Source organism: Sorangium sp. So ce119 (assembly GCF_051524405.1).
GTDB classification, from domain to species: Bacteria; Myxococcota_A; Polyangia; order Polyangiales; family Polyangiaceae; genus Sorangium; species Sorangium cellulosum_G.
Map to the genome: position 1 here is coordinate 6,662,278 of NZ_CP150310.1, position 26,953 is coordinate 6,689,230.

17 protein-coding genes are annotated in these 26,953 nt (G+C 71.4%); 7 read left to right on the forward strand and 10 right to left on the reverse strand.

Translation table 11 applies throughout. The features are described from left to right. Window positions 1-2: 2 nt before the first annotated feature. Window positions 3-281 carry a hypothetical protein gene (locus WME76_RS25125; protein WP_437954816.1) on the reverse strand — a complete coding sequence of 93 codons (279 nt, stop codon included), beginning with the start codon at window positions 279-281 and terminating at the stop codon, window positions 3-5. A gap of 353 nt (window positions 282-634) precedes the next feature. Continuing rightward, window positions 635-1,510, reverse strand: a complete 876-nt coding sequence (locus WME76_RS25130; protein ID WP_437954817.1) for a sigma-70 family RNA polymerase sigma factor — start codon at window positions 1,508-1,510, stop codon at window positions 635-637. 258 nt (window positions 1,511-1,768) lie between these two features. On the opposite strand from WME76_RS25130, the gene WME76_RS25135 reads away from it, so the two are divergent. Beyond that, the gene (locus WME76_RS25135; RefSeq protein ID WP_437954818.1) at window positions 1,769-6,394 is read left to right on the forward strand and encodes an nSTAND1 domain-containing NTPase; all 4,626 of its coding nucleotides are present in this window, start codon (window positions 1,769-1,771) and stop codon (window positions 6,392-6,394) included. Window positions 6,395-7,213: 819 nt separating this feature from the next. Here the strand turns inward: WME76_RS25135 and WME76_RS25140 are convergent. The 4 genes from WME76_RS25140 to WME76_RS25155 form a co-directional block, all read right to left on the reverse strand. After that, window positions 7,214-8,206: an aldo/keto reductase gene (locus tag WME76_RS25140; RefSeq protein ID WP_437954819.1), complete on the reverse strand. Its 993-nt coding sequence runs from the start codon at window positions 8,204-8,206 to the stop codon at window positions 7,214-7,216. A 208-nt stretch (window positions 8,207-8,414) separates the two neighbouring features. Further along, window positions 8,415-9,914 carry a hypothetical protein gene (locus WME76_RS25145; protein WP_437954820.1) on the reverse strand — a complete coding sequence of 500 codons (1,500 nt, stop codon included), beginning with the start codon at window positions 9,912-9,914 and terminating at the stop codon, window positions 8,415-8,417. A 64-nt stretch (window positions 9,915-9,978) separates the two neighbouring features. Further along, the gene (locus WME76_RS25150; RefSeq protein WP_437954821.1) at window positions 9,979-10,320 is read right to left on the reverse strand and encodes a hypothetical protein; all 342 of its coding nucleotides are present in this window, start codon (window positions 10,318-10,320) and stop codon (window positions 9,979-9,981) included. After that, window positions 10,317-11,402 (reverse strand): serine/threonine-protein kinase, encoded by a 1,086-nt coding sequence (locus WME76_RS25155; RefSeq protein ID WP_437954822.1) that lies wholly within the window; start codon window positions 11,400-11,402, stop codon window positions 10,317-10,319. Before WME76_RS25155 ends, WME76_RS25150 begins: the two co-directional genes overlap by 4 nt. Window positions 11,403-11,885: 483 nt before the next feature. Between WME76_RS25155 and WME76_RS25160 the strand changes: the two genes are divergently transcribed. After that, a complete protein-coding gene (locus WME76_RS25160) occupies window positions 11,886-13,013 on the forward strand; it encodes a sensor histidine kinase (protein WP_437954823.1) in 1,128 nt (375 codons plus the stop codon). Between the two features lie 97 nt (window positions 13,014-13,110). Here WME76_RS25160 and WME76_RS25165 read toward each other — a convergent pair whose 3' ends face one another. Then, window positions 13,111-13,749, reverse strand: a complete 639-nt coding sequence (locus WME76_RS25165) for a hypothetical protein (RefSeq protein ID WP_437954824.1) — start codon at window positions 13,747-13,749, stop codon at window positions 13,111-13,113. 309 nt (window positions 13,750-14,058) lie between these two features. After that, window positions 14,059-17,454 carry a protein kinase domain-containing protein gene (locus tag WME76_RS25170; RefSeq protein WP_437954825.1) on the reverse strand — a complete coding sequence of 1,132 codons (3,396 nt, stop codon included), beginning with the start codon at window positions 17,452-17,454 and terminating at the stop codon, window positions 14,059-14,061. Between the two features lie 122 nt (window positions 17,455-17,576). Between WME76_RS25170 and WME76_RS25175 the strand changes: the two genes are divergently transcribed. Next, window positions 17,577-18,344 (forward strand): glucose 1-dehydrogenase, encoded by a 768-nt coding sequence (locus WME76_RS25175; protein ID WP_437954826.1) that lies wholly within the window; start codon window positions 17,577-17,579, stop codon window positions 18,342-18,344. A 7-nt stretch (window positions 18,345-18,351) separates the two neighbouring features. Here the strand turns inward: WME76_RS25175 and WME76_RS25180 are convergent, their stop codons facing one another. Then, window positions 18,352-21,321: an nSTAND1 domain-containing NTPase gene (locus WME76_RS25180; protein WP_437954827.1), complete on the reverse strand. Its 2,970-nt coding sequence runs from the start codon at window positions 21,319-21,321 to the stop codon at window positions 18,352-18,354. Between the two features lie 569 nt (window positions 21,322-21,890). Between WME76_RS25180 and WME76_RS25185 the strand changes: the two genes are divergently transcribed. Together WME76_RS25185 and WME76_RS25190 are read left to right on the forward strand one after the other, a co-directional pair. Next, the gene (locus tag WME76_RS25185; RefSeq protein ID WP_437954828.1) at window positions 21,891-22,751 is read left to right on the forward strand and encodes a hypothetical protein; all 861 of its coding nucleotides are present in this window, start codon (window positions 21,891-21,893) and stop codon (window positions 22,749-22,751) included. A 68-nt stretch (window positions 22,752-22,819) separates the two neighbouring features. Then, window positions 22,820-22,999, forward strand: a complete 180-nt coding sequence (locus WME76_RS25190; RefSeq protein WP_437962159.1) for a pentapeptide repeat-containing protein — start codon at window positions 22,820-22,822, stop codon at window positions 22,997-22,999. Window positions 23,000-23,065: 66 nt separating this feature from the next. Here WME76_RS25190 and WME76_RS25195 read toward each other — a convergent pair whose 3' ends face one another. Beyond that, on the reverse strand, window positions 23,066-24,700 hold the full coding sequence (locus WME76_RS25195) for a DUF1552 domain-containing protein (RefSeq protein WP_437954829.1): 1,635 nt from the start codon (window positions 24,698-24,700) through the stop codon (window positions 23,066-23,068). 168 nt (window positions 24,701-24,868) lie between these two features. Here WME76_RS25195 and WME76_RS25200 point away from each other — a divergent pair, with 168 nt between their 5' ends. After that, complete coding sequence (locus WME76_RS25200; protein ID WP_437954830.1) at window positions 24,869-26,257, forward strand: IS1380 family transposase; 1,389 nt, start codon at window positions 24,869-24,871, stop codon at window positions 26,255-26,257. A gap of 278 nt (window positions 26,258-26,535) precedes the next feature. After that, on the forward strand, window positions 26,536-26,850 hold the full coding sequence (locus WME76_RS25205; protein ID WP_437954831.1) for a hypothetical protein: 315 nt from the start codon (window positions 26,536-26,538) through the stop codon (window positions 26,848-26,850). Window positions 26,851-26,953 lie beyond the last annotated feature (103 nt).

Sequence of the window (26,953 nt, forward strand, 5' to 3'; positions counted from 1 at the left end):
CGCTACGCGAGGCGCAGCCCTCCCGCCGTACGTTTGCGAAAGGAGCTCTGTTCGCGGAGGAGCGAGGCGACGCTCACGTCGAGCCGGCCCTGGATCAGCCTGGCCAGGCTCGCGTACTGCGACTCGGTGAGACCGAGCTCGGCGACGAGCTCTGCGCGCGTGAACTCGCGCAGCGCCTCGCGCGCGCCCGCAAGCCAACGCGCCGCCGTGGCTCGCCCGACCTGGTCATGCGCGCCAAGGACGTCGATGCTCAGGCCGTCGCCCCGCGGCGTCCGAGCCATCTGCCCCTCTCGGATCGCCCGGGGGCGCGCACGCGAGGGGCGCCGACGCGAGGAGGGCGGCGGTGGCGAGGAAAGAGGCGCGGCGAGGGCGAGGAGGGATTGGCGGCGCGCCCCTCGGTCGGCTGCGAGGAGGACGCGGCGTGCGGGTGATCGCGTCCTTCTTGATCCTTTCCGGGTGCATTTTTCTCGTCACGCTATATCGGCGACGTGCGACGTCGCCGAACGGTCCACGGCGTTTCGCGGTGGTGCCAGGCCCTTCCCTCGCCAGGAGGGCCGGGGGCTCACACCCGCGTGCCTACCGGGAAGTCACCGTGAGGCGGACGAAGTCTCAAAAATAGTCTGGCGAGGTGTGCCTACTCGCGGAGGAGCGAGGCGACGCTCACGTCGAGCCGGCCCCGGATCAACCTGGCCAGGCTCGCGTACTGCGACTCGGTGAGGCCGAGCTTGGCGACGAGCTCCGCGCGCGTGCCCTCGCGCAGCGCCTCGCGCGCGGCCGCGAGCCAGCGCGCCGCCGTGGCGCGCCCGACCTGGTAATGCGCGCCCAGGACGTCGATGCTCAGGCCGTCGAGCAGGTGGAGGCGAAGCAGCGCGCGTTGCTTCGGCGAGAGGCGCCCCATCGCGACGCGCACGGCCTCTTCGAACTCGGCCCTGTAGCGCGCCTCGAGGTAGGCGGCCTCCACGTCGACGGAGGCGGCGATCTCACGCGCCTCGTCGAGCGGGGTGCTCGCCCTGTCCGCCTTGCGCCGCCGCAGGTTGATCGCGGTGCGTACCGCGATCACGCGCAGGAAAGTCCGGAGCGGCGCGCGCCCCGCGTACTCGGCAATCTTCGGCGTGGCCGAGGGCGGCGCGCTGAAGAGGCCCTCGAGGACCACCTGCCGGAGGTCGTCGGCGAAGGCGGGCGACGGCTCGACGCGGGCCGCCGCGCGCGCGATCACCCCGGAGAACTCCCGCTCGAACGCGGCGTGCGCACCCGGTACCCCGAGGACGCAGGCGCACGCCAGGTAGACGTCCGCCGCGAGCGACGGAGGCGGCAGCGCGCCGCCCGCGGCCGAGCAACGCTCGCCGAGGTAGCGCGCCAGCGCGGTCGCCTCGACGGCGACGGCCGGGAAGGCCGCCTGCCCCGCCTCGAAGAGCGCCGCGATCGTCGCGCCGGGATCGGCCTCGGGCATCACCCCGCCCCCGCCGAGGCCCGCCGCGAACGCAGAGGAGAGACCGCTCGCTCGATCCACCTGCGGAGAATGGCTGATGTTGGCGCGCCGTCAAGAAGGCGTGCCGCCTGACAGTCCCGCTCCGTGTGGTAAGAGTCGGGCACCATCGAGCCGACGTCGCACTGCCCCACGGACAACCAGCTCGCAGAGTACGCCGCGTATCCGTCAGGTTTCGAGGCGATCGCGCACCACATCGACGGATGTGCGGTTTGCCGCGTCATCGTCGCTCGGCTGGCCGAGCTGGAGTTCAGTAGCGTGGCGGCGCCTCCGGGAGAATCCTTGCGTGGCGTCGCCGAGGGATCGCCGCCGGGGGAGGTCCTCCAGACCAGCGATCAGGACGACGCGACGGGCGCCCTCGGTCGCGCGCGGATCGCCACCGCAGCCCTGCGGTCGCGACCCCTGCACCCGGCGGTCGCGGCTCCGCAGGTGGACTCCACCCTCAAGCACTACGAGATCATCCGCAAGCTGGGCCAGGGTGGCATGGGCGTGGTCTACCTGGCCCGCGACACCAAGCTGGGCCGACTGGTCGCCGTCAAGGTCCTCCTCGAGTCCGACGGCCGGAGCGCCGAGCGCTTCCTCGCCGAGGCGCGGTCCACGGCGCGCTGCAAGCACGAGAACATCGTGGTGATCCACGAGGTGGACGAGGTCGACCGCGTTCCTTACATGGTGCTCGAGCACCTAGAGGGCCGCACGCTGCGCGCCTTCCTGGTCGAGCGAGGAGGGCCGCTGCCGCTGAGCCTCGCGGTCGAGCTGATGCTCCCGGTGGTGCGCGCGCTGGGCTGCGCCCACGCGCTCGGGATCGTGCACCGTGACCTCAAGCCGGAGAATGTCTTCTTGACCGAGGCGGGGCCGATCAAGGTGCTCGACTTCGGTATCGCCAAGCAGCTCGACGCCGACGAGATCGAGCGGCTCGCGGCCCAGGGCGAGAATTCGCGCTGGCTACCGGCGTTGACGCAGGAAGGAGCGCTCGTCGGCACCGTCCCGTACATGGCGCCGGAGCAATGGCGGGCGGAGAAGGTCGATCCCAGGACGGATCTGTGGGCCGTGGGGATCATGCTCTTCGAGCTCTGCACCGGGACGCACCCGCTCGCGCCGTTCGCGGTGGGGCAACTCGGGCAGGTTCGGCGTCTCGACGTGCCCATGCCGCGCGCAAGCGACACGCGTCCCGACCTGGGCGCGCTGGGCGACGTGATCGATCGCTGCCTGAAGAAGCGCCCGGACGAGCGCTTCGGCGGAACCGAGGAGCTCATCGCGGCGCTCGAGCCCTTGCTGCCGGGCGCGAAGGCGCCGGCGCTCCGCGAGGACGAGAGCCCCTTTGCCGGGCTGGGCGCGTTCCAGGAGGTGGACGCCGGGCGCTTCTTTGGGCGCGATCACGACGTCGCCGCGCTCGTCGGACGTCTTCGCAGCCAGCCGCTCGTGATGGTTGCCGGGCCGTCGGGCGCGGGAAAATCGTCGTTCGTGCGCGCGGGCGTGATCCCGGCGCTGAAGCGCTCGGGCGAGCCCTGGGAGGCGTTCACGCGCAGGCCGGGGCGAAGGCCGCTCCACGCGCTCGCCGACCTGCTCGCGCAGATCGCGGCCACGCCGGTGACGACGGGAGCTCCACCCGACGCGTCGAGCTCGCACGCCTTCTCCTCGGCGAGCGATCCCGATGCGCTCATCGCGGCCCTGCGCGCCCAGCCCGGCCTCCTGGGCGCCCGGCTGCGCGCGCGTTGCCGCAGCCAGAGCGCCGAGCACAAGATTCTCGTCTTCGTCGATCAGCTCGAGGAGCTTTACACGCAGGGCATCGATCCGGCGGAGCGGGCCGCGTTCGTCGCGTGCCTGGAGGGCGTCGCCGACGACGCGTTGTCCCCGCTCCGCGTCGTGCTCTGCATGCGCTCGGACTTCCTCGACCGGCTGGCCGAAGATCGCCGGCTCATGACCGAGGTGACCCGCGGGCTCTGGTTCCTGCCGCCCCTCGACGCGAACGGCCTCGTGGCGGCGCTGATGCGGCCGGTCGAGGCTCTCGGCTATCGCTTCGAGACCGCCGAGATGACGCTAGCGATGCTCCGCGCCCTGGAGAGCGCGGCGAGCCCCCTGCCGCTCTTGCAGTTCACCGCGACCAAGCTGTGGGAGGCGCGCGATCGTGGGCGCCGGCTCCTGACGCAAGAGAGCTACGAGAAGCTCGGGGGGGTCGCAGGGGCGCTCTCCACCCATGCCGACGCGGTGCTCGCAGGTCTCTCGGGGATCGAGCAGAGCCTCTGCCGGGCGATCTTCCTCCGGCTGGTCTCACCCGAGCGGACGCGCGCCGTGGTGAGCTTGCCCGACCTGCGAGAGCTCGACGAACAGGTAGACGCCGTGGACCGGGTGGTCTTCCGCCTCTGCGAGGCGCGGCTGCTCTTGATCGAGACCGCCGAAGAGCGCGCGTTCCCGACGGTGGAGCTCGTGCACGAGTCGCTGATCGAGAGCTGGCCCAAGCTCGGGCGATGGCTGGACGACAACCAGGAGGCGGCGGAGTTCCTCGCGCGGGTGCGCCCCGCGGCCAAGCAATGGGAGGCGAGCGGCTGCGCCGACGGCCTGCTCTGGCGAGGCGAGGCGGCGGCGGAAGCCCGGCGCTGGCAGAAGCGGCAGGGCCCGGCGGCGGGCGCGCAGCAGGGCGCGCGGGAGGCGCGCTACCTCGCGGCGGTGGTGGCGCTGGGGGAGCGGGAACGACGGAGGAGGAGGCAGGTCGTCGCGGTGCTGTTCGGTGCCCTGTGCCTGGTCGTGCTCCTGGTCTCCGCGCTGGCGGTCCAATCGAAGCGGGCGGCGGAGAGGGCCGAGGCGGAGAGGGCCGAGGCAGAGCGCAGCGCCGCGAGCGCCCGGAATGCCACGCGGATGGCCGCGGCCCGCGAGTCCCAGGGAGACCCCACCACGATGTTCGCGCTACTCCGCGAGATCGAGCCGGGCCCGGCGCCGCCGGGATGGGGCGAGCTTGCGCGGTGGGCACGGGGTGCAGGCGTCGCCACGATGGTGCTCCTCCACGAGGATCTGGCCTGGTCTGCCGCATTCAGCCCCGACGGCCAGCGCATCGTCTCCGCTTCGTGGGACAAGACGGTGCGCGTGTGGAACAGTGACGGCTCGGGACAGCCCCTCGTGCTCCGTGGTCATGAGGACCACGTCTATGCGGCGGCGTTCAGCCCCGACGGCCAGCACATCGTCTCCGCGTCGGCAGATAAGACAGTGCGCGTGTGGAACGCTGACGGCTCGGGACTGCCCCTCGTGCTCCGTGGTCACGACGCTGTCGTCTATGCAGCAGCGTTTAGCCCTGACGGCCAGCGCATCGCCTCTGCGTCGTGGGACAAGACGGTGCGCGTGTGGAACAGTGACGGTTCGGGCCAGCCCCTCGTGCTCCGTGGTCACGACGACCGCGTCTATGCGGCGGCATTCAGCCCCGACGGTCAGCGCATCGTCTCGGCGTCGATGGACAAGACAGTGCGCGTGTGGAACGCCGACGGTTCGGGCCAGCCCCTCGTGCTCCGTGGTCACGACGATTTCGTCCATACGGCAGCGTGGAGCCCCGACGGCCGACGCATCGTCTCCGGGTCCGAAGACAGGACGGTGCGCGTGTGGAACGCCGACGGCTCGGGCCAGCCCCTCGTGCTCCGTGGTCACGACGCTAGCGTCTATGGGGCGGCGTTTAGCCCCGACGGCCAGCGCATCGTCTCCGCGTCTTTTGACAAGACGGCGCGCGTGTGGAACGCCGACGGCTCGGGCCAGCCCCTCGTGTTCCGTGGTCACGCAGACCGCGTCCCTACGGCGGCGTGGAGCCCCGACGGCCAGCGTATCGTCTCCGCGTCCGAAGACAGGACGGTGCGCGTGTGGAACGCCGACGGCTCGGTCCGGCCCCTCGTGCTCCGTGGTCACAGCGACTGCGTCAACGCGGCGGCGTTCAGCCTCGATGGCCAGCGCATCGTCTCCGCCGCTTCTGACAGGACGGTGCGCGTGTGGAAGGCGGACGGCTTGGGCCAGCCCCTCGTGCTCCGTGGTTGCGACCATATCGTTTATGGGGCGGCGTTCAGCCCCGACGGCCGGCGCATCGCCTCCGCGTCGTGGGACGGGACGGTGCGCGTGTGGAACGCCGACGGCTCGGGCCAGCCCCTTGTGCTCCGTGGCCATGACGGTGGCGTCAATACAGCGGCGTGGAGCCCCGACGGCCAGCGCATCGTCTCCGCGTCGCAGGACAAGACGGTGCGCGTGTGGAACGCCGATGGCTCGGGCCAGCCCCTCGTGCTCCGTGGTCACGACGCTGTCGTCTATGGGGCGGCGTGGAGCCCCGATGGCGGGCGCGTCGTCTCCGCGTCGAAAGACAAGACGGTGCGCGTGTGGAACGCCGATGGCTCGGGCCAGCCCCTCGTGCTCCGTGGTCACGACGGTGACGTCCATACAGCAGCGTGGAGCCCCGATGGCCAGCGCATCGTCTCCGCGTCCGAGGACAGGACGGTGCGCGTGTGGAAGGCCGACGGCTCGGGCCAGCCCCTCGTGCTCCTTGGACACGACGACCCCGTCTACGCGGCGGCGTTTAGCCCAGACGGCCAGCGCATCGTCTCCGCGTCGCAGGACAAGACTGTGCGCGTGTGGAAGGCCGACGGCACGGGACAACCCCTCGTGCTCCTTGGGCACGACGATGCCGTCAACACGGCGGTGTGGAGCCCCGATGGAAGGCGCATCGTCACGGCCTCGGACGACAAGACGGTGATCGTGTGGAGCGACCTCGATCCGCTCTCGGGCGCCGACGACCCAAAGCTGTGGACTGCCACCACCTACTGCATGCCCCTCGACATCCGAAAGCGCCTGCTCGGCTTTCCGGAGGAGCAGGCCCGCGCCGACCTCGAGCGCTGCCAGCGTCGTGTCCGTGAGGTCCAGACGCAAGCCGCCGCGCCCGGGCGCTGATGGTCCGTGACCACCGACGTCGGCGCTGGCTTGCGGGCGCGCGCGTCGGCCTCGCCTGGGCTCCCCGGGACGTCGACTGCCATATGCCCCGACGTCATGATGCCGCCCTTGTCGGGCAGGAAGGTGTTGCCGAGGTAGTAGTCCTCGTCCCCGGGGAACTGCGTGCGCGTCTCGGAGACGATATCGCTCGACAGGTTGATGAGCACGCAGCTCGACGCGGCGTCCCAGGTCGGCCGCGAAAAGGCCACCGGCATCGGGCGCGGCGCAGTGCGGCTTGTCGTCCGCTGTCATCCGCGAGTGTCAGCAGGGTACAGAACTACGTAGGATGCCTACCGCCTGGTGCTACGTCGGGGTAATCCCAGGCGTTTCAGGCGTGGAAGACCTGGCTAATCGCATTAGGCCCGTTCTGTCAATGAGCTCGTCCAGTCGGACTCCACCAGTCAGGGACGGCTCCGAGAATCGCAGGCGAGCCGCCCACCGCAGCGATCTATAGCACCGATGTCGCGAATCGGTGCGCTGAGCACCTATACGAGGAGGGCGGTCGGGATCTCCCGCCGGGCATATTCTGTGACAGACACAAAGGTTGCATGAGAGAGCGTTTTCCGAAGTATTACGAAGAACTTGGTACCAGGGTCAAGTGAATCTATGAAACACAGCTTCGATGAGCTGCTCGATATTGTCTATCGATACTGTCCAAAAGGCTGATTCTATGCCGGCCGGCCAAGCTGATCAAATCGCCGGTTTCGGCCGGAATTTCTACCTCTCCTGCGTCTACCAAAAGCTCGGCAGCTCTGGACAGGCGGAGTCGCAGCGCGGGCGCTACAGGTTCCGATCCTCGTACGCCACCAGCTCCGACACCTGGCGCGCCTGATCGGCGGTGAGAGGCCCCTTCTCCATGGCCCGCGCGTTCTCCACGGCCTGGGCCGCGGTCTTGAAGCCGGGGATGGGGATGGTGTTCGGGCTCCTGGCCCAGATCCACGCCAGCGCGCCTTGCACCAGGGTCCGGCCGTTGCTGGTCAGGATCTCGCGGGCGGCCTCCAGGCGACGGGCGTAGTTGGGGTTCACCTTGCCGTCCTTGAACCAGCTGATCCACTCGAAGTTGCTGGTCCGCACATCGCCGCGGGGCAAGGTCTCGCCCTTCGTGTACCTGCCCGAGAGCATGCCCATCGCCAGCGGGCTCCTGCACAGGAGCGCCAGCCCCTTGCCCTCGCCATAGGCGATCAGCCGGTCGTTCCCCTCGAACACGTTGAGGAGGATCTGGGCCGCGCCGCAGCGCGGGCCGCGGGCGAAGGCCTCGACCGACGCCTTCACGTCGGTGCTCCAGCCGTAGGTGCGGATCTTCCCCTCCTCCACGAGCTGCTCGAGCACCTCCACCACCTCGCCGGCCTTGTCCGGCGGGTGCTCCCAGATGTGGAGCTGGTAGAGGTCGATCCGATCGGTCCCCAGCCGCCGCAGACTCCCCTCCACGGCACGCCGGATGTACGCCGGGCTGGCCTCGGTCCTGCCCAGGTTGGCGTGCTTCTCCTCGTCGAAGACGTGACCGAACTTGGTGGCCAGCGTGACACGGTCGCGGATCCCCTGGATGGCCTTCCCGACCAGGATCTCGCTGTGCCCCGACCCGTACACGTCGGCGGTGTCGAGCAGCGTGACGCCGGCGTCGATGCCGGCGCGGACGGCCCGGATGGACTCTGCATCGTCGGTGCCGTGCCACTCCCAGCTCGCGCCCGGATCGTTCCACTTCCCCGCGATGGCCCAGCACCCCAGGCCCAGCGCGCTCGTCTCGATGCCCGCTCTCTCCCATCGTCGCTTCATGGCGTCCTCCTCGTGGACCCGATGTCCGAGGCCAGGTATGAGGCCGCAGGCGCGCGGGGACGAGGACCGCCGCTGCGGCTCCGGCGTGGACCACCGGGTCAGCGACGGTCGGGGGCGGCCGCCGCGGACCACGCTCCCTGGAGGGGCCCATGAGCCGGCTCGATGGAGGCGCGCGCGCGGGGAAGCGCGCCCGTCGCCGCCCCCGCGCTCACGGGACGAAGGCGATGTCGTCGACGAACATGTCGAACACGGTCGACTTGGCGGTATGGAACTCCACCGAGTAGACGTGCGCGGCGTCGAACGCGGGGGGCGCCGGCACGCCCCAGCCGTCCGTGCTGAGGATGGAGAACATCACCGTGTACTGCGCCCACTCGGTCGTGAGGTCGAGTCCCTCGCCGAAGTGGTCGCCGCAGCCCGAGCCCTCGCACACGCCGCCCTCGCGATCGGTGTTGCGGTCGGGGAAGTTCAGGTAGATGTGCGTCGTGCCGCTCCGGGTGCCGTCGTTGTACGTGTACCAGCTCCCGACGCGGCCCTCACACGTGAGGATCGCGCTGTCGCCGTCCTCCAGGTCGTCCAGGAGCGCCGTGCAGGGAGGCGGCTCGGCCCCCGCGTCCGAGGCGCCGGCGCCCCCGGCACCCCCGGCACCGCCGCCGGCGCCCCCGGCGCCGCCGCCGAGGCCGAACGGATCGGGGTCGTACTCGCCGGGCGAGATGCCGAAGACGAGACCACATCCGCTCGCGAGCGTCGACGCGCAGAGGCCGACGACCAGCACCTGGAGACGCATCAGAAGCTGCCTCGCACGAGCGCGCCGCCCACCGTGGGCGCCAGCCCGATCGACGCGCCCTTCGTCGGGCTCTTCGCGGTGAGCCACAGCACGCCACCGCCGGCGATGGCCGCGAGGCCGACGCCGAAGACCACCGTCGCGACGTTCGCGCGCGCCACGGCGCTGTCGCGGATGTCCATAGCCGCGCCTGTCGCAGCGGTCGCCGTTGCAGAACGCGCTCGACTCGTCGAACGTCGACTTCGCCGCGAAGGCGAGCGCCGTCCCGACGCCCACGGCCGCGATCCCCGCGCCGCCCGTGGCGAGCGCGAGCGTGCGGCGCTGCGTGCCCGCGCCGCCCGCGTCCCTCGACGCGGGGTCGTCCTCCAGCGGGCCCACGACGAGGGTCGACGTCGCGCCGCCCGGCCCGACCGCGACCCGCGCCGTCCACGTTCGCTTGCCCGGCGCGCTCGCCTCGACGACGTGCGTCCCGGCGTCGACCGGCATGGGCACGCCCCACTGGCCGGCGCCGACCGGCGTGCCGTCGCGCTTCACCTCGAGGCCCGGCGCGCTCGCGGCCCCGACGACCACCGCGAGGCGGGAGACCTTGGGCAGGACGGCCGCCGCGCGCTCGCGCGCCTTCGCTTCCTTCGCCCGGTCGCCGCTCGCGTGCACCCGGGCGGCGACCTCGAGGAAGTGCGCCCACGCGGAGGCCATCTTGCCGATGCGCTCGTAGCAATCGGCGAGGAAGTAGCGGGTGTTGCTGCTGTCGTAGAGGCGAAGGCTCTCTTCGTACTTGGGGCAGGCGCGCGCCGGCTGGCCAGCATCGATGAGCGCCCCCGCCTCCCTGAACAGCGCCACGGCGCCCGCCTTGTCCTCGGCCCTCGCCGCGCTTGCTCCCCCGATCGCCGCCGTCAGGCCGGCGCCGATCGCGCAGAGGCGCGCCATCCACCGGCGTCCGCGCTCGACTCGGCTCCTCCTGTGCAGCGGCGTCATCGTCTCTGCGAGGGTATCAGAAGACATCGCGATCGAAGGGGTCGGCGCTGGCGGGTCGCTTCACGGGCGGCGCGCTGCGCCTGGGGGGAGCCGAGCCGGTCGGCTTCGCGCGCGCCGGCGCCGCCGTGGCCGTGGCGCGCGCCTCCGGCGGCGGCGCCTCGGCCGACGCGCTGGCAGCGGCGCTCGGCGGCGGCACGGCGCTCGCGGAAGGCTCGACGGTCGCGGGCTGAGCGGCGCTCGGCTGGGCGGCGCGGGGCTCCGCGGCGGCGCCCTGAGGGCCGTCTGCCGGCGCGGCCTCACGCTCGACGTGGTGCGGTGCTCGGGGCGACAGGCGCCAGAGGAACAGGCCGCCGGTCATGACCAGCAGGCCGATCCCGAGCGCGACGGGGAGGGCGTGCCTCCGCGCCGCTGGCTTGCGGTGGGTCGTGCCGACCGGCGCGATCGTGAGCGCTCCCCCGTCGAGGGGGTGGGCCGCCGGGGACGTGGACGCCCCCGCCGCCGAGGCCGCGAGGGGAGGACGCCGAAGAGGCGCTCGGCGGCCGCCCGCATGTGCGGCGGAGCGAAGGGCACGAGCGCGAGCGCGAGCTCCGCGATGGTCGGGAAGCGGCGATCGCGATCGCGCGCGAGCGCCACGAGGATCACCTGCTCCAGGGGCTCCGGGATGTCGGGGCGCAGCGCGCGCGGCCGCTGCGGCTCCCCCTGCGTGACCAGGTAGACGAGCTGCGCGAGCTCCAGCGCGATGAAGGGTGTCCGCCCCGTGAGCAGCTGGAAGAGCACGACGCCCAGCGAATAGATGTCGGCGCGGCCGTCGACGTCGCTCGCGGAGCGGAGCTGCTCGGGCGACATGTAGAGAGGCGAGCCGAGCACGCCGCCCACCCGCGTCAGCGCGTGGTCCTCTGCGTGCGTCATCTTCGAGATACCGAAGTCGAGCACCTTGACGCACGGCGAGCCGTCCGCGTTCCGCGTGAGGAACAGATTGCTCGGCTTCACGTCCCGGTGGACGATGCCTTGCGCGTGCGCCTCGGCGAGCGCCTCGCACACCTGGAGCACGAGCTCGATGGCCACGGGCACCGGGAGGGGCCCGCTCTCCGCGAGCACGGCGGCGAGGTCCTTCCCCTCGAGGTGGTCCATCACCATGTACGGCGCGCCGTTCTCCAGCGTGCCGACGTCGGCGACACGCACGACGTGCCGGCTGCGAATGCGCACCGCGGCGCGCCCCTCCCTCAGAAAGCGCTGGAGGATGTCTGCGTCCTGCACGTACTTCGGCAGGAGCACCTTGATCGCGACGCGATCGTCGAGCGCGAGGTGGCGCGCGGCGACGACGAGCCCCATGGCGCCCCGTCCGAGGACGTTCTCCACGCGGTACTTGCCGAGGAGGATGTCTCCGGGGGCAATCGGGTACTCGAGCGCGTACTCGTCGGTGGTGGACGTGATGGACATGGCCCTGGCACGGTTGCGGAGAGGCCTCCAATATGCCACGGTCAGAAGTTTTTGCAATTCCACCGCATCGGCCTCTCGACCGGTGCGGTGGGGGCGTCTCGTTCACTCTTGCTGCGATGTCATGTCGGCTCGGCAGCTCCCTTCGGGTGGAGTCCACGGCCTGCGGGCCGGCCTTGTCTACCCGCCGTCAACGACGTCTCGGCCGCGGGTCCTCCCTGTCTGGATCGTGATCGATCGCCCAGGAGCGATCGATTCAGCACGACCACCTTGATCGACTGCATCGCCGCGGAGGCTCTACTGGCTTGCGGACGGTCTCCGCCCGCGATGTGGAACGCTGCCGAAGCAGCGCCCGCGCGAGGTGAGCGCGCTCGACGCCGTGCTCGTTCGGCTGGGCGGGGGCGGCCCTCCTTCGACGCGGACGCGCTCGCCGCGATGGCCAAACACCTTGGCTTGGCCGCGGCGCGTTCGTGCTAGCGTTCTGGCATGATGGGTGAAGTCGCGAAGCCGCGGCCGGAGCGTGGAGAGACGGACGAGAGCCTGCGCCTCGAGCGGGATGCGACCGATCGAGCGCTGGCCGAGAGGCGGGCGATCGTCGAAGCGCAGTCCGACGCGGCGGTCGTCCAGGCCCGGGAGCGCTCCGACGCGGTGCTGAGCGCCGCGCGCGAGGAGGCGGACCAGCGATCGCAGGAGTCCGAGCGCGCCGCTCAGGCGAGCGGGGACGTCGCCGAAGCACGATTGATGGAAGACGTCATCGTCCGAGGCGAGCGGGCCATTGCGGATGACAACCTTCGCCGCGAGCGGGCCGAGCATGCCCGGATACTTTCCAGGCTGCTGCCGCTGGAGAGAGACACGACCGACAGGCACCTCTTGACCGAGCGCGCCCGCTCCGACGACGCCATCGCGCACCGGGACGACTTCCTGGGCATGGTCAGCCACGACATGAGAAACCTGCTCAGCGGAATTGTCTTGAGCGCGGAGCTGCTCTCCAAGGATGCCTCCGCTCAGGACAAGGAGAGCCAGCCCGCCGTGGCAGCGAAGCGAATCCGACGCTACGCCGCCCGGATGAGCAGGCTCATCAACGACCTGGTGGACGTCGCGAGCATCGAATCCGGCCAGCTCGCCACCGCCGCGGATCGAGGCGATGCGTTCGCGCTGATCGTCGATACGGTGGAGACGTTCCGGCCCGCCGCGTCGGAGAGGGGAATCAACATCGAGCTGGTGATCGCCGAGAGCTCCCTGTCGGCACACTTCGACCAGGAGCGGATGTTCCAGGTGCTCTCCAATCTCGTGATGAACGCGATCAAGTTCACAGCGCCGGGCGGGAGGATCTGCGTTCGCGGCGAGCGCGCTGGAGGCGAGCTCCTCGTCTCGGTGAGCGACACCGGCCCTGGCATACCCAGCGACATGCTGGAGCTCATCTTCGAGCGGTTCTGGCAAGTCGGCAAGAAGGACCGGAGAGGCCTGGGCCTCGGCCTGTACATCTGCAAGAGCATCGTCGAGGCGCACGGCGGCAGGATCTGGGCCGAGAGCAGGGTGGGCGAGGGCAGCACGTTCTATTTCACGATTCCAGGTGCGCTCGGCGCGTCAGACCGGCGCGAGACGGCGGTCTGAGCGGATCTCTCGGATCCTGCTCGATCCGAGAGCTCTGCCGCCATCCTCGCGTCGAGCCCTGCCCCCCGGCCCTCGGCGAGGCGCGCGGGCCGCGACGTCAGGTCCAGTTGCAGAACTCGAGCGAATCGAAGTCGGAGGTGGCCTGGACTTCCACCTCCGAGCAGTCGACCTGCTCGAACGCGTCGAACCCTTCCTCCGCGGGGACGCACTTGCCGCAGCCGTACCCGTCCGGGAAGCCCTCGGACCAGTCGGGGCCCTGGCTGGCGGGGTCGCGCCAGATGATCGCGTGTTGCGGGCTCGCGCCGAGGATGGCCGCCTCGACGACGTCCTCGTCGAGCTCGCCTTCGGGCACCTCGGTGCCCGGCTCGAGGAGCATGACCACGCCGACGCCCACGCCGTAGCTGTTGATCGCCTCGCTGGGCGGCTCGGCCCCGAAGCGGACGGTGAACTTCGCGCCGGAGACGCTCCCCTCGCCGAAATTGAACGCGTAGTCGGGGCTGCTCGAGCTCACCACCCAGGCGACGATCACCTCGGCGTCCTCCGGCGCGGCGTCGCCGGAGATCGGTCCCGTGACCGAGAATCCCTCGGTCCCGTTGCCGCTGCCGCCGTCACCCGTGCTGCCGCCGTCGCCGGCGCTGCCGCCGTCGCCCGTGCTGCCGCCCGTACCGCTGCTGCTGCTCGTGGTGCCGCCGCCCTGCGGGTCGTCATCCGAGCACGCGGGCAAGGCCAACGTCATTCCCATCAACCCTGCAAACAACCATCGTGTTGTCTTCATGACCCTCATGAAACACGACTCGCCCTGACACGCAAAGCGGATCTCGCCCCTCGAGACGCGGAATCTGGCTCGCTCGCCCGACGCGAAACAGCGTTCACCGCACGGAACGAGCTCACATTCACTCCACGAGGCGAGATTGCGCCCCATGACGCGAACTCAAGTTCACTCCGTCGAACGAACTCCCGTTCACGCAGGGCGCGAGCTCACGCTCGCTTCGCGGCCTGCGGCGCCCCCGCCACTCCACGGCACCAGCACCCGCAACGCCCAGGCTCACGCTCCGTCGGACAGCGCCGCCGCCATCGTCGCGTCGAGCCCGGCGGTATGCCCCTCGGCGAGGCGCGCCTCGTGCGCGGCGTCGCCCAGGGCGGAGCGCGCTGCCTCGACGCAGGCGGCGAGCGCCGGCCGCTCGATGGGCGGCACCGGCGTGCCGATGGCCTCGCGCAGCGCCGCCGCGCCGCCGAGCAGGCGGGCGCCGCGCGACGCCCTCCCCGCCCCCACCGCGGCGCGCGCGAGCGCCTCGAGGACGCTCGCGGAGCGCCAGAGGTCGCCGAGCTCCCGGTGCAGCCGGAGGCTCGCCCGCAGGCGCCGCCCGGCCACGGCGAGGTCGCCGCGCTCGATCGCGATGAGGCCCTGGATGTTGCTCGTCCAGGCGATCCCCTCCTTGAACTTCACCTGCTGCGACAGCCCCTCGCTCTCCTCGCAGAGGCGGGCGGCCTCGCCGAGCTCCCCCCGGTAGAACGCCGCGCAGCCGAGGTTGAGCAGCGCCGTCGCGGTGCCCTCGCGATCGCCCGCGCGGCGGAGCTCCGCGAGCGCGAGCCGGCAGGCGCTCTCCGCGCGGGCGACGTCGCCCGAGAGCCACGCGGCGAAGCCCGTGTAGCCGAGCGCGTGCGCGGCCTCGAGCGTGTCGCCGCGGCGCGTGGCCAGCGCGAGGCTCTCGCCGTGCAGCGACAGCGCGCGCTCGTAGTCGCCCTGCTCGCGCGCGACGCTGCCGAGGATCTGGATCACCGAGGCGAGCCCGCGCTCGTCGCCGAGCCCGCGGTAGAGCGCCGCGCCCCGCTCGAGCAGCGCGCGCGCCTCGCGGTAGTCGCACTGGAGCAGCGCGAGCTTGCCGGCCCCCCGGAGCGCCGCGGCCACGTGCTCGGGCGCGACGCCGGCCGCCCCCGCGAGCGCCCGGCCGAGCCAGGCGCGGCCCTCCTGGTAGTGGCCGTGGATGTACCAGAACCACGCCAGCGCGGCGGCGAGGCGGACCGCGGCGGCCGCGTCGCCGCCTGCCTCGCCCTCGCCCCGGAGCGCGAGCTCGAGGGCGAGGCGCAGGTTGTCGTGCTCCAGATCGAGCGCCGCGAGCCACGTGGCCTGCTCGGGCCCGCGGAGCGCCTCGGCCGCGCGCTCGGCGAGCTCCAGCGAGAGCTCCACGAAGCGGCGGTTGCACGCGGCGGCGGCGCCCTCCTCCTCGAGCCGCTCGACGCCGTACTCGCGGAGGATCGCGAGCATCTGGAACCGGGGCTCGTCGCCCGCGACCGGGAGCAGCAGGCTCTTGTCGACCAGCGACTCGAGGATCCCGAGCGTGTCGAGCGCCGGATCGCGGAAGGCGCACATCCGGTCCCCGGTGGCCAGCGAGAAGCCGCCCGGGAACACCGCGAGCGTGCGGAACGCGAGCTGCTCCTCGGGCTCGAGCAGGCCGTAGCTCCAGTCGATGGCGGCGCGCATGGTCTGCTGGCGCTCGGGCAGGTCGCGCGCGCCGCCCGTGAGCAGGCGGAACGAGCCCGCGGTCGCGCCGCCGCCGCGCCCGGCGGCCCCGCGGTCGCGGAGGCGCGCGAGCAGCGCCGCGGGCGTGAGGACGCGCAGGCGCGACGCGGCGAGCTCGATGGCGAGCGGCAGGCCGTCGAGGCGCGCGCAGATCTCCACGACCTCGGCGACGTTGCCGGGGCCGAGCTGGAAGCCGGGCTTGATCACCGACGCCCGGCGGCAGAACAGGCTCACCGCCGAGCTCGCCAGCGCGGCGTCGACCGTGACCTCGCGCGGCTCCGGCAGCTCCAGCGGCGGCACGACGAAGCGCCGCTCGCCCGAGAGGTTCAGGGCGGCGCGGCTGGTCACGAGCAGCGAGAGGCGCGGGCAGCTCGCGGCGAGGTGCGCGACCACCGGCGCCGCGGCCGTCAGGTGCTCGAGGTTGTCGAGCACCAGCAGGAAACGGCGGTCGCGGAGGAACTGGGCCACGCGCTCCAGGTCCGGCCGCGCGCCGCCCTCGCCGAGGCAGAGCGCCTGCGCGATCGCGGAGGGCACGAGCGCCGGGTCGCGCAGCGACGCGAGCGGGACGAAGCAGACGCCGCCGGTGAACACGGGGACGAGGTCCTCGGCGACCTGGAGCGCGAGCCGGGTCTTGCCGGTGCCGCCGACGCCGGTGAGCGTGAGCAGGCCGGCGCTCGGATCGAGCACGAGCGAGGCGATCTCGGCGCGCTCGCGGGCGCGGCCCACGAACCCCGTGCGCTGGACCGGGAGGTTGTGGCGCGGCCGCTCGGGCTCCGGCGAGGCGTTCGCGCCGAGCGGCGGCGACGCGTGCAGGCCGGGCGGCGGCGGCGCGTGCAGGCCCGGCGGGGGCGCGGCGGGCTCCGCCGGGCCGCCGCCGGGATCGCGGCCGGCGGCGCCGGCGGCCGCGGAGGCGGCCTGCGCGAAGCGCTGCGAGGGGGCCTCGACCGTGCCGGCGACCTCCATGGTCTCGGTGCTGAGCATGTCCAGCGGCGCGCCGCCCGCGGTCGACCCGGGCCCCTCGGCGCCGGCCAGCTCGGCGGGCGCGCAGTACCCCTCGAGCGCGGCGCGCAGGGCGAGGCTCTGCTCGCGCACCGAGGGGAAGCGCAGGGCCGGATCGCGGTCGCACGACCGCAGGAACCACGCGTCGAACGCGGGCGGGAGCCACCGCCAGCGCGTCGACGGCGGGTAGAGCCGCATGACCAGGAGCGCCGCCATCAGCTCGGCCATGCTGTTCGCGGTCCAGTAGATGTCGCCGGTCAGCAGGCGAACGGCGATGAGGCCGATCGCCCACACGTCCGCCGCGGGCCCGATCTGGCCCGCGCGCCCGCGCGCCTGCTCGGGCGCCATGTAGATGGGCGTGCCGACGGCCGTGCCGGTGGCGGTGATGCCGCCCGAGGCGCCGAGCGCGCCGGGGTCGAGCTCCTTGACCAGCCCGAGGTCGAGGATCTTCACGCGCTCCCGCCCGTCGTCGCCGGTCGCGAGGAAGAGGTTCGCGGGCTTGAGATCGCGGTGGAAAAGGCTCCGCGCGTGGGCGACCTCGAGCGCTTCGGCGACCTCGCCGAGCCAGCGCAGCACCTCGCCGGGCGAGCGCTTGCCCTCGGTGGCGACGAGGTGCTCGAGGTCGTTGCCCCGGAGCAGCTCCATCACCAGGAAGGGCGCGTCGTCGAGCTCGGGGGCGACGCCGGCGTCGACCATGCGCACGAACCCGGGCGCGTCGAGGAGCCTCATCGCCCGGATCTCGCGCTCGAAGCGCGCCTGCGCCGGCCCCCCCCGGTGCACCCGGAGCAGGACCTTCACGGCGACCTGGCCGCCGCCCTCGAGGTCGTCGGCCCTGTAGACCACGCCCGACCCCCCGCGGCCGATCTCGCTCAGGAGACGGTAACGGCCGCCGAGGACGATCGGGCGCTCTTGGTGCAGCATGGGACGATCGCGGTCGGGACCACCTCGTGAAGGCCGCGGCCGGCGCAGCTTACCACAGGGCGCCCTCGCGCCGAGCTCAGCCGCCGCCGTTCTATGCTGTCGTGTCGGCGGGAGGAGAGAACATGTCCATGGCATTGAACGGCAAGGTCGCGCTGGTGGTGGGCGGCAGCTCGGGGATCGGGCGAGGCGCGGCGCTCGCGCTCGCGGCGGCGGGCGCGCGGGTGGTCGTCGCCGCCCGTCGCGAGCCCGAGTGCCGCGAGGTGGTGGGCGAGATCGCGGCCCGCGGCGGCGAGGCCGTCTTCGCCCGCGTCGACGTCACCATCCCCGGCGAGGTGGAGGCGCTCGTCGCGACGGCGGTGGAGCGCTGGGGCCGCCTCGACTGCGCGGTCAACTCGGCGGGCATCAACGAGGACGTGGTGCCCATCACGGAGGCGGACGACGCGGTGTTCGACCGGATGATGGCCGTGAACTGCAAGGGCACATTCCTGTGCATGAAGCACGAGCTCCGGCAGATGCTGCGGCAGGGCGGCGGCGGGAGCGTGGTCAACCTGTCCTCGATCATGGGCCACGTCGCCGCGCCGTCGGGATCGATCTACGTGGCGACGAAGCACGCGATCGAGGGGCTCACGAAGTCGGCCGCCCTCAGCTACGCGAAGCAGGGGATCCGCGTGAACGCGGTCGCGCCAACGGTCGTCGCGGGCACGCCGCTCATCGACAACGTGATGAAGAATTACCCGGGGTTGATAGAGCCGTACATCGCCGACATCCCGGTGGGTCGCCCGGCCCGGGTCGACGAGGTAGCGCGGGTGATCGTCTGGCTCTGCTCCGACGACGCGTCGTTCGTGAACGGGCACTCCCTGGCGGTCGACGGGGGGCAGACAGCGAAGTAAGCCGGACCTAGTCCAAGCTCTCCTCGATCCTCCCCACGCTCCGCTCGATGAGCACCTCCTGCTCGCGCTGGCTCCGGAGCACCTCCTCGGACGCCGCCCTGGCTTTTTGTTGCTCCTGGGTGGCCTTGAGCTCGGCCTGTCGCGCCTCCGCCTCGGACCTCCGCGCCTCATCCCGCGCGGCCTGTGCCTGGCCGGCCGCCACGCGGGCCCTCTCGGCCTCGGCCTCCGCGTGGTCCCGGACCTCCTCGGCTTCCTGCTGCAGCTGCTCGGCCCGCCTCCGCTGCGCATCGCTCTCCTGCCGCGCGGCCTCGCTCTCCTGCCGCGCCCTCTCGGCCGCGCTCCGGGCGGCCTCCGCGCTCGCGAGCGTGTCCTTCAGCGTGTGCTCGGTGCTCTGGATCTCGCGGAACTGCGCCGTGATCACCCGGTTCTGACGGGTCACCGTGACGATCCCCGCCCCCGCCGCGACGCTCAGGAGCGACAGCGACGCGATGATCCCGGACACGAGGCGGCGCCTCCCGCGTTGCTGCTGATCGGCGAACCGGAGCACCTCCTCCAGATAGAGCCGCTCCCGCTCGGGCAGCTCCCCGTGGTAGCGCTTGCGAAACCGGCGCGCGTCGTCGGCGACCTTGCCACGCCAGAGCGTGTCCGCGGCGCGATCGCTCGACTCCCAGAGCCTCGCCGCCGCGCGCAGGCGGTCCAGGAACACCGCGTCCTCCTGGTTCTCATCGAGCCAGCGCTTGAGCGTCGGCCACCGCTCGATGAGCGACTCGTGCACGAGCTCCACCGTGGTGCCCGCGCGGTCGCTCCCCGTCTCGATCGCCACGAGCCGCGCATCGGCGAGCAGCCCCACCACCCGCTCGATCTCGCCTCGGTCCCCCGGCAGCTCGCACAGCTCCCCCAGGCTGGCGACGGCCCGCGTCCGCTCCGGCGTCACCAGGCGCTCCAGGACCGCCCGCGCGAGCTTCGCCCGGCGCTGGCTCATCGCGGCCAGCACCGTGTCGGCGTGGCTCGCCAGCGCGCCCGCCACGCCGCCGAGCGCCTCGTAGCTGGCGCGCGTGAGCAGCCGGCGCCCCCGATCGCGCATCTCCCACAGCCTCGCCGCGGTGAACTGGAGGAGCGGCAGCGCGCCGCGCGTGCTCTCCAGCGCGTCGAGGAGGCCCTCGACCATCGCCGGATCCTCGATCTGGTACCGCGCCGCCTCCACCGGCTTCATCAGGGCTTCACGCAGCCCCTCGCGCCCCATCGGCCGGAGGAACACGAGGCCGCGGATCATCGCCGTCATGAAATGCTCGTGCTCGGCCATCCGCTCGAGGAAGTCCGATCGCACCGACAGGACGACCCGGAGCGGCGAGGAGGCGTCGTCGGCGACCCCCTCGAGGCACGCGAGGAACGACTCGCGCTCGCCGGCCGGGGTGCCGAGCGTGAAGAGCTCCTCGAACTGATCGATGAACAGCAACAGGCGTCGCTGCGTGCTGTCCGACCACGCGCGCAGCGCGGCGCCGAGGAGGCCAGGCTCGGCGCGCAGCCGCTCGCTCCAGCCCGCGCCCGTCGCCGCGCCGCCCTGCGCGGCGAGCGCGCGCGTGGCTGCGCTCGGCGTCAGCGCGGGGTGGCTGAAGAGGTGCGCCAGCGCGGCCACGGGCTCGCGCCCGGGCCGCAGGACGAGCGCCTCCCAGCCCTCCCCGGAGCGCTTGAGCGCCGGGATCACCCCCGCCCTCACGAGCGACGATTTCCCCGCGCCGGACGCCCCGGCGAGCGCGAGCAGCGGCTGGTTCCGGAGGCGCGCGACGACGGCGGCGAGCACCTGCGCGCGGCCGAAGAAGCGGTCCGCGTCGGCCTCCTGGAACGACGACAGGCCGGCGAACGGGCTCTCGTCGGCGGCGAGGTGGATCTCCCGGCGCCCGGGCAGGAGGGGCAACAGCTCGGCCAGGAGCTCCTCCGCGGAGGCGAACCGCTCGGCCTTTCGCTTGCGCAGGCAGCGATCGATGATCGCGCCGAGCGGGCCGAGCGCCGGGTGGCGCGCGCCGACCTCGGGCATCGGATCGTCGGCGCTCGAGACCCTGAGGAGGCTCGCCATGCTGACCGGCGCGAGCGGGTGCGCGCCGAGCACGAGCTCGTGGAGCATGATGCCCACCGCCCAGATATCGCTGGACTGGTCGATATCCATTCCTCGCCACTGCTCTGGAGACATATAAGGCACTGTGCCGATGATCGCTCCGTCGCGCGTCAGGCGCGCATCGCCGGCGACGGAGCGCTCGACCGCGAGCGCGAGGCTCGTCTCGTCCTCGCGCAGCTTGGCGATCCCGAAATCGACCACCTTGATCGCCCCCGACGCCTCGATCATGATGTTCTCGGGCTTGAGATCGCGATGGACGATGCCGGACGCGTGCGCGCGCGAGAGCGCGCTCACGACAGGGACCATCAGCTCCACGGCGAGGCTGGGCGGCACCGGCGCCGTCGACATGTCTTCCCCGGCGTCCGCGGGCCTGCGCTGCCTCATCCAGGCACCCAGGCTCTGCCCCTCGATGTACTCGAGCACCATGTACGGGTATCCGTCGTGCTCGTTCACCTCGTAGATCGTCACGATATGCTCGTGCTTGCAGCGAGCGGTCATCTGCGCTTCGATCAGAAAGCGCTGCACCCCGTTGCCGTTCAGCTTCGTGAGGAGCTTGATCGCGACGAGGCGCGCGAGCTTGATGTCTCGCGCCAGGAAGACCCTGCCCATGCCGCCCCGGCCGAGCTCGCGCAAGAGCTCGTAATGCCCGATGCGGGCACCGACCGAGAGCAGCGGATTGCTATGCGGAGGCGACGAGGACGGCGGAGCGCCCGTGCTCGTCGCCCGGCCGGCCTTCACCGCTCGAGCGCCCGCCCGCATGGCATCGGCCGCCGCCGCGGAGCCGGCCAGCGCGGGCGCAGCCGGCGCTGCGCCGACGGACACGGTGCTGGAGTAGCACGCGTCCTCGAGCCCTCCGGCGCGCATTGGCAAGCTCCCCTCAGGATGGCGCTCGCCTGCGCCGGACGAGCGACGATTCGGCCCCGGAACGATCAGCTCGGTGGACATCTTCCCCCCTGCGCGTAAAACAACGCCACCACTGAAACCGTGGTTACCACGGCGAGAGCTGCGAGAGCGATCACGATAGCACAGGCGCCCAATGGACGCGCCCAACCTCGGATCGGATACGAGCTCGCTTCACAGGAGGACATGCGAGGGCGTACGCTCGGGAGCGCGGCATGCTCGCCGGCCCGGTGAGCCGGGGTGAAGGCTCGATGGATCACCTCGGGCGACCCCCGCAAAGCAAAACGACCCACACGCGACCCATGCACGTCCGCATTCCAGCAGCGAAGCTCCCATCATCGATCGCTCTCGTGGCCCTGTGCGCCTTCTGCGCCGCGCCTGCGCGGGCCCAAGGGATGGCGGGCCCAGGGGCGACGGGTTCAGGGACGACGGGTTCAGGGACGGGCCCAGGGACGGCGAGCCCGCCGCCAGGGTCGCTGTCGCCGCATCCACCTTCTCTCTCGTCTCCGCCGCCGCTGCTGCCGCCGGCGGCGGTGGAGGCGTCACCGCCCCGTTCATCGCTGTCGTCGCGGCCATGGCACCAGGGCATCTCCGACGATCGCAAGCAGCAGGCGCACGAGCTCTTCACGCAGGCGCGGGCGCTGCACCGGCGCATGATGTTCGCCGAGGCGCGGGTCAAATACGAAGAGGCGCTGGCGGCCTGGGAGCATCCTGAGCTCCGGCTCTATCTCGCGCGGGTGTTGAAGAGCATCGGGCTGCCGCTCCAGGCCTACGAGAACCTGCGACTCGCCCTGCGATGGGGGCCCGGCGCGCTCGCGCCCGACAAGGAGCAGGAGGCGCGCGCGGCGATGCGTGCGCTCATGGAGCACGAGCTCGCCGCCATCGAGATCCGCTGCGATGAGCCGGGCGCTACCGTGCTGCTCGACGACAAGTCGTGGTTCGTCGGCCCCGGCACCGCGCGCCGGATGGTCACGCCCGGAGAGCACGTGGTCATGGTGAGAAGGGACGGCTACTCCACGGTCGTCAAGCCCATCCTCGTCATCGCCGGCAAAGAGGCTTCCGGCCAGCTCGCGCGGCGCGTCGATACCGTCATCGGCCAGCCCCGGTGGCCCACGTGGATCCCCTGGACCATGCTCGGGGCAGGCGCAGCCCTGGGTGTCGCGGGTGGCGGGCTGATGTGGAGCGGAGCGGCAGACGAGGGCAACCGGGGCGGCGGCGACCTGGCGATCGGCGCCTTCGTCGCCGGCGGAGCGACGATGATCACGGGGACGGTCCTGCTCCTCATGAACAGGCCACAGGCCTACCGCGTCCGCGATCGGGGCGAGGTGGAGATCGAGCTTCGGCCCATCGCGTCGCTCGGCCCTGCGGGGCTGTCGGCCCGGCTCGTGTTCTGATCCGGCGGCGCAGCGCCGCCGGGTCTCCAGACGCCAATGACGACCGATGGAGCGCTGAAAGGCAACGGATCCTCCGCGAAGCGAAGCTGGCCGGCGCCGAGTTCACCGGCGCCGAGTTCGACGGCTCTGACCTCCGCGGCGCCGACCTCCGCGACGCGGACCTGCGGTACGCGAAGCTCACTGGCGCCAGGCTCGACGGCGCCAAGCTCGACGGCGCCAGGCTCCCGCAGGGCTCCAGACGCCCGTAGCGGCCTTTACCTCCGGCGGTACACGCCGGTGACGGGTGAGCATGGCGGCGTCCCCGCGCGAACCGCTCAGGAGCTCGCCCGGAGCGCGGTGAACTCGCCTGGATCGTGGATGGTGGGGGGATTGGTCCCTCCACCGATGAAGTCTTCCGTCCGGTCATACATGCCGAAGTGGGTCACCGGTCCCGAACCGCCCCGCGCCGGGAAGCCATCCGCGCCCGCCTTGACCCCGAGGGCGTTCATCAAGTTGCAGTAGTACTTGTTGATCGGCGCGTTGGCGAGCGACGGATCGGTCCCCGTTTCCTGGGAGTACCCGTCGACCTCGTCCGGAGCGCCCTCGGCGCACGTGATCTCGCTGTTGCCGGTCGTGAGATCGGGCGAGCCGTCATCGACGTTCACGGCCCAGCCGGTCTTGAAATAGCCGCCGGCGCTGCCGACCTGGACGATCGGCAGGTTGTTGAGGTTGAGGGCGCAGCCGTCCGACATCTCCTGGAACCAGACGGCCGCGCAGTTGTCGAGGAGCGTCCCGTCGCCCTCGTCGATGCTGTTCAGCTGCCCGACGAGGTGGGCGAACTTCCTTGCATGGTAGTCGTCGATCGTGAGGAGCATGTCGATCACACCCGGGACGCAGGGGCCCTGCACTCCCGCGTGGTCCAGGCGGCTCGAGAGACCTTCGCTCTCTTGCGTCAGGCCGAGCCCCTTGAAGGTGTAGGCCGCGGGGTACTTCAGGAAGATGACGGGGTTCGCGTTGCACGCCGCCGCGAGCACGGCGAGGTTCGAATAGAGGTCGGCGCCATCCAGACTGTCCGAGATTCGCCGCGTCAGCCAGTCGTCGACGCTCGGGCGCGTGCTCTGCAGGTCGATGTTTTCTTGCGTCACACCGAGCGCCGTGGCGAGGGACGTGTTGCACTGCGAAGGAACCACCACGCTTCCTGTCGCGTGGAGGAGCTCCTTCCAGGCTGCGAGCTTCTGCTTGTCGGCACGGCTCATGTCGAACCGCTCCAGCGTCTGCAGATCGTCCCTCACGAGGTCGAGGATGCTCTTGCCGCGCACCGCCGCGTAGGTGTCCGGAGACGTCGGCCTCCCCGCCTCGAAGAGGCCGGTGAGGCTGTTGAAGACCTGCGACGCGGGGATGCTCTTGAAGATGGTCTCGGCAGCGGAGTAGGAGATCGCCGACTGAGCGTTGTCATTCCCGCCAATCGTGTTCATGAACAGCGGAGTGCCGTGCGGGCTGAGCTGTCGTGCGATGACGTGGTCCAGCGAGGGACCGGTCGGCATGGCGTTGAACTTCGTCGCCTGGTCGAAGCTGAACGGGTCGTTGCTGTTGGGAGTGACCGGGTGGCAAGTGAAGTACGACCCGTTCACCTGCGTGTGGTGATCGTTCCCCTGCCCCCGCGCCAGCGTCGCCGTCCACTCGTTCATCGCGCGGATGCCCCGGGGCATGAGGAGCTTGTCGACGTAAGGCGCCAGGTGCTTGAGCGTCGTCGGCTCGAGGTCCGCGGCGGTGAGCGGCCCGTGCGACTTCTTCGGGAAGAACCGCGTCGTGATGCAGCCATGGTGCGTGTACATCACGATCAGCCGCTTCGGTGGCGCGGCCGGCTGCGCCATCAGGGTGCGGCCGGCGATCGAGCCGAGGAACGGCGCAGCGACGCAGGCTCCGCCCAGCCCCCGGAGGAAGATTCTTCGGTTGATGCGTGTTGTCATGGCTGTATTTCTCCGGTCTCAATGGATGCAGACGCCCGGCTGTCACCCGAGACGCTTCCTGAGCGTGGATTTCGCGCCTACCATGCCGATCCGGGGCGTGAGAAATCCGGCGAGGTAAACGGAACGCCTTGAAAGAAAGGCTCGGCGTGGCGACCCGCCCGGGTTGCTATGACCAAACGAAGACGCACGCCGAGCACCTCCAAGGTGCGCCGACGCGAGCTCGGGTTCAAGAGCAAAGGCGATAGGCGGCACCAGGAGCGAATCCGGCGGCCAGACCCTTCCAGGATTCACGTCGAGCCCTCGGAGAAGAACCTGACGGGCATCGCAGGACTTGCTCCCTTCGGCGTCTTCCTCCGGGAGCTCGGCGTCGACGCGGCCCTGAGCCGCAGGTTTTTCCGGCTGAAGACGGGCCGTTCGGTCATCTACCCAATGGCCGCACAGATGCGCCTGCTGATGGACTGCGCGCTCGCCGGCGAGGAGCGCGTCTTCGGCATCGAAGCGCTCGCCGTCGATCCGCTCTTCGTACGTCTCGCAGGCGGGGTCGTTCCGAGCATCGACACCGTCTATCGGGACCTGTGCCGCTTCGATGAGCAGGCGCTCGAAGCGCTGCACAGCATGGTCGTCGACCACGGGCTCGCCCTCATTGCTCGCCGAAAGCACCGGTTCGTGCACATTGACGTCGATACGACCGTGGAGCCGCTCTTCGGGATGCAGGAGGGGGCGCTTCCGGGCCCGAACCCGCGCTACCACGGCCGGCCGAGCTATCACCCGATCCTGGCGCGCATCGCCGAGGCCGACGCTATCGTGGGAGCCAAACTGCGACCCGGCGATACGAGCTTCGGCGAAGCCGATGTACCGTTCGTCGAGGAGTGCATCGACCGGGCGCGCGCCGCAGCGCCAAGCGCGGTCATCTACGTGCGGATCGATGGCGCGGGCGATTGCAGCGCGCTGATGCACGCCGTCGCCGCGAGGGGATGCTTTTTCCTGACCAAGGCGCGGATGAGCCCCGATCTGGTGGGCATGGTCGCACACGCCACCGGATGGCGTACCATCGACCGGGATGCCGACGGTCGTCCTCGACGGCAGGTGGCCGAGGTGCCTTTCCGGCGCGGCGATTGGCCGGATGGGGTCCGCGTCATCGCCGTACGCACACGCGACCGGGAGAACGGCAAGCAGATCTACCTTTGGGAAGGCCTCGACTACACGGTGCAGGTCTTCTTGACCAACGAGCCGGTCGAAGCGCCGGAAGATGTAGCGGCGCGATATGACCTGCGCGCGGGCATCGAGCCGCTCATCGGCGATCTCAAGCACGGGTGGGGATGCGGTCGCGTGCCGAGCCACTGCTTCAACGCCAATCATGCCGCGCTGCTGTTGAAGCTGCTGACCGCCAACCTGATGCGCCGCTATGTGCTGGACCACGTTCCGCAGCTCGCGAGCTGGCGAACGCCGTGGCTTCGCCGCGCGCTGATCCTCGTCCCGGGAAGGTTGGCCCGGTCGAGCCGGGGCACGAAGCTGCACGTGCCGGAGCGCTCGCAGCTCGCCCGCTGGCATAATTGAGCCCGAAACCAGCCGAAACCATAGCGGGGGTAAGGGGGGCGTGTGTTTTCGTGACGCTCTGGAAGCGCATCGTTGTAATCGGCGTCGCATTCGTCAGCGGAACGCCGCTGGCGCGTCGCCGTCGGCCCACTCGTGCCCCATGGGCGCGAAATCTACGCTGAGTGCCCGCGTTGGCCACGTCTCCATCGTCACTGAATGCCCGCAGGCCCGTTCCTGTATTTGGTTTTCGCTCGGCCGCGCGCGGTGGCGGGCGTCGCCGGCTCGGATGCACCGCGCGGATGCTCCGCCGGCTCCGCGAATGGCTCGACCGCGCGCTCTCGCCCCGCGCGCCCGCGCCGCCCGACCTCGCCGAGATCGAGGCGCCCGAGTCCGGGCCGTCCGACGATGCGCCCGCGCCGCCAGGCGACGACGCCGTCGTGGTAGCGCCGCCCTCAACCTCGCTCCGCGCCCCCACGAGCCGGATGGGCAGGCTCTACGGGCAAGCCCTCCCCTGGTTGCCGGCCGTGGAGCTGCGCGGCGAGGGCATCTTCATTCGCTTCGATGGAAAGGGACTCCATCGCCGGGAGACCGATCGCGGGCGGCCTCCGGAATAACATTGAGTTCGGAATTCGCACAACGGGGGCGGTCGTCGGGGGGGATCGTCCGGACCGTCGAGCGTCTCGCGCGAGAGGGGTGGCTGGTCACGGCGCACCCGTG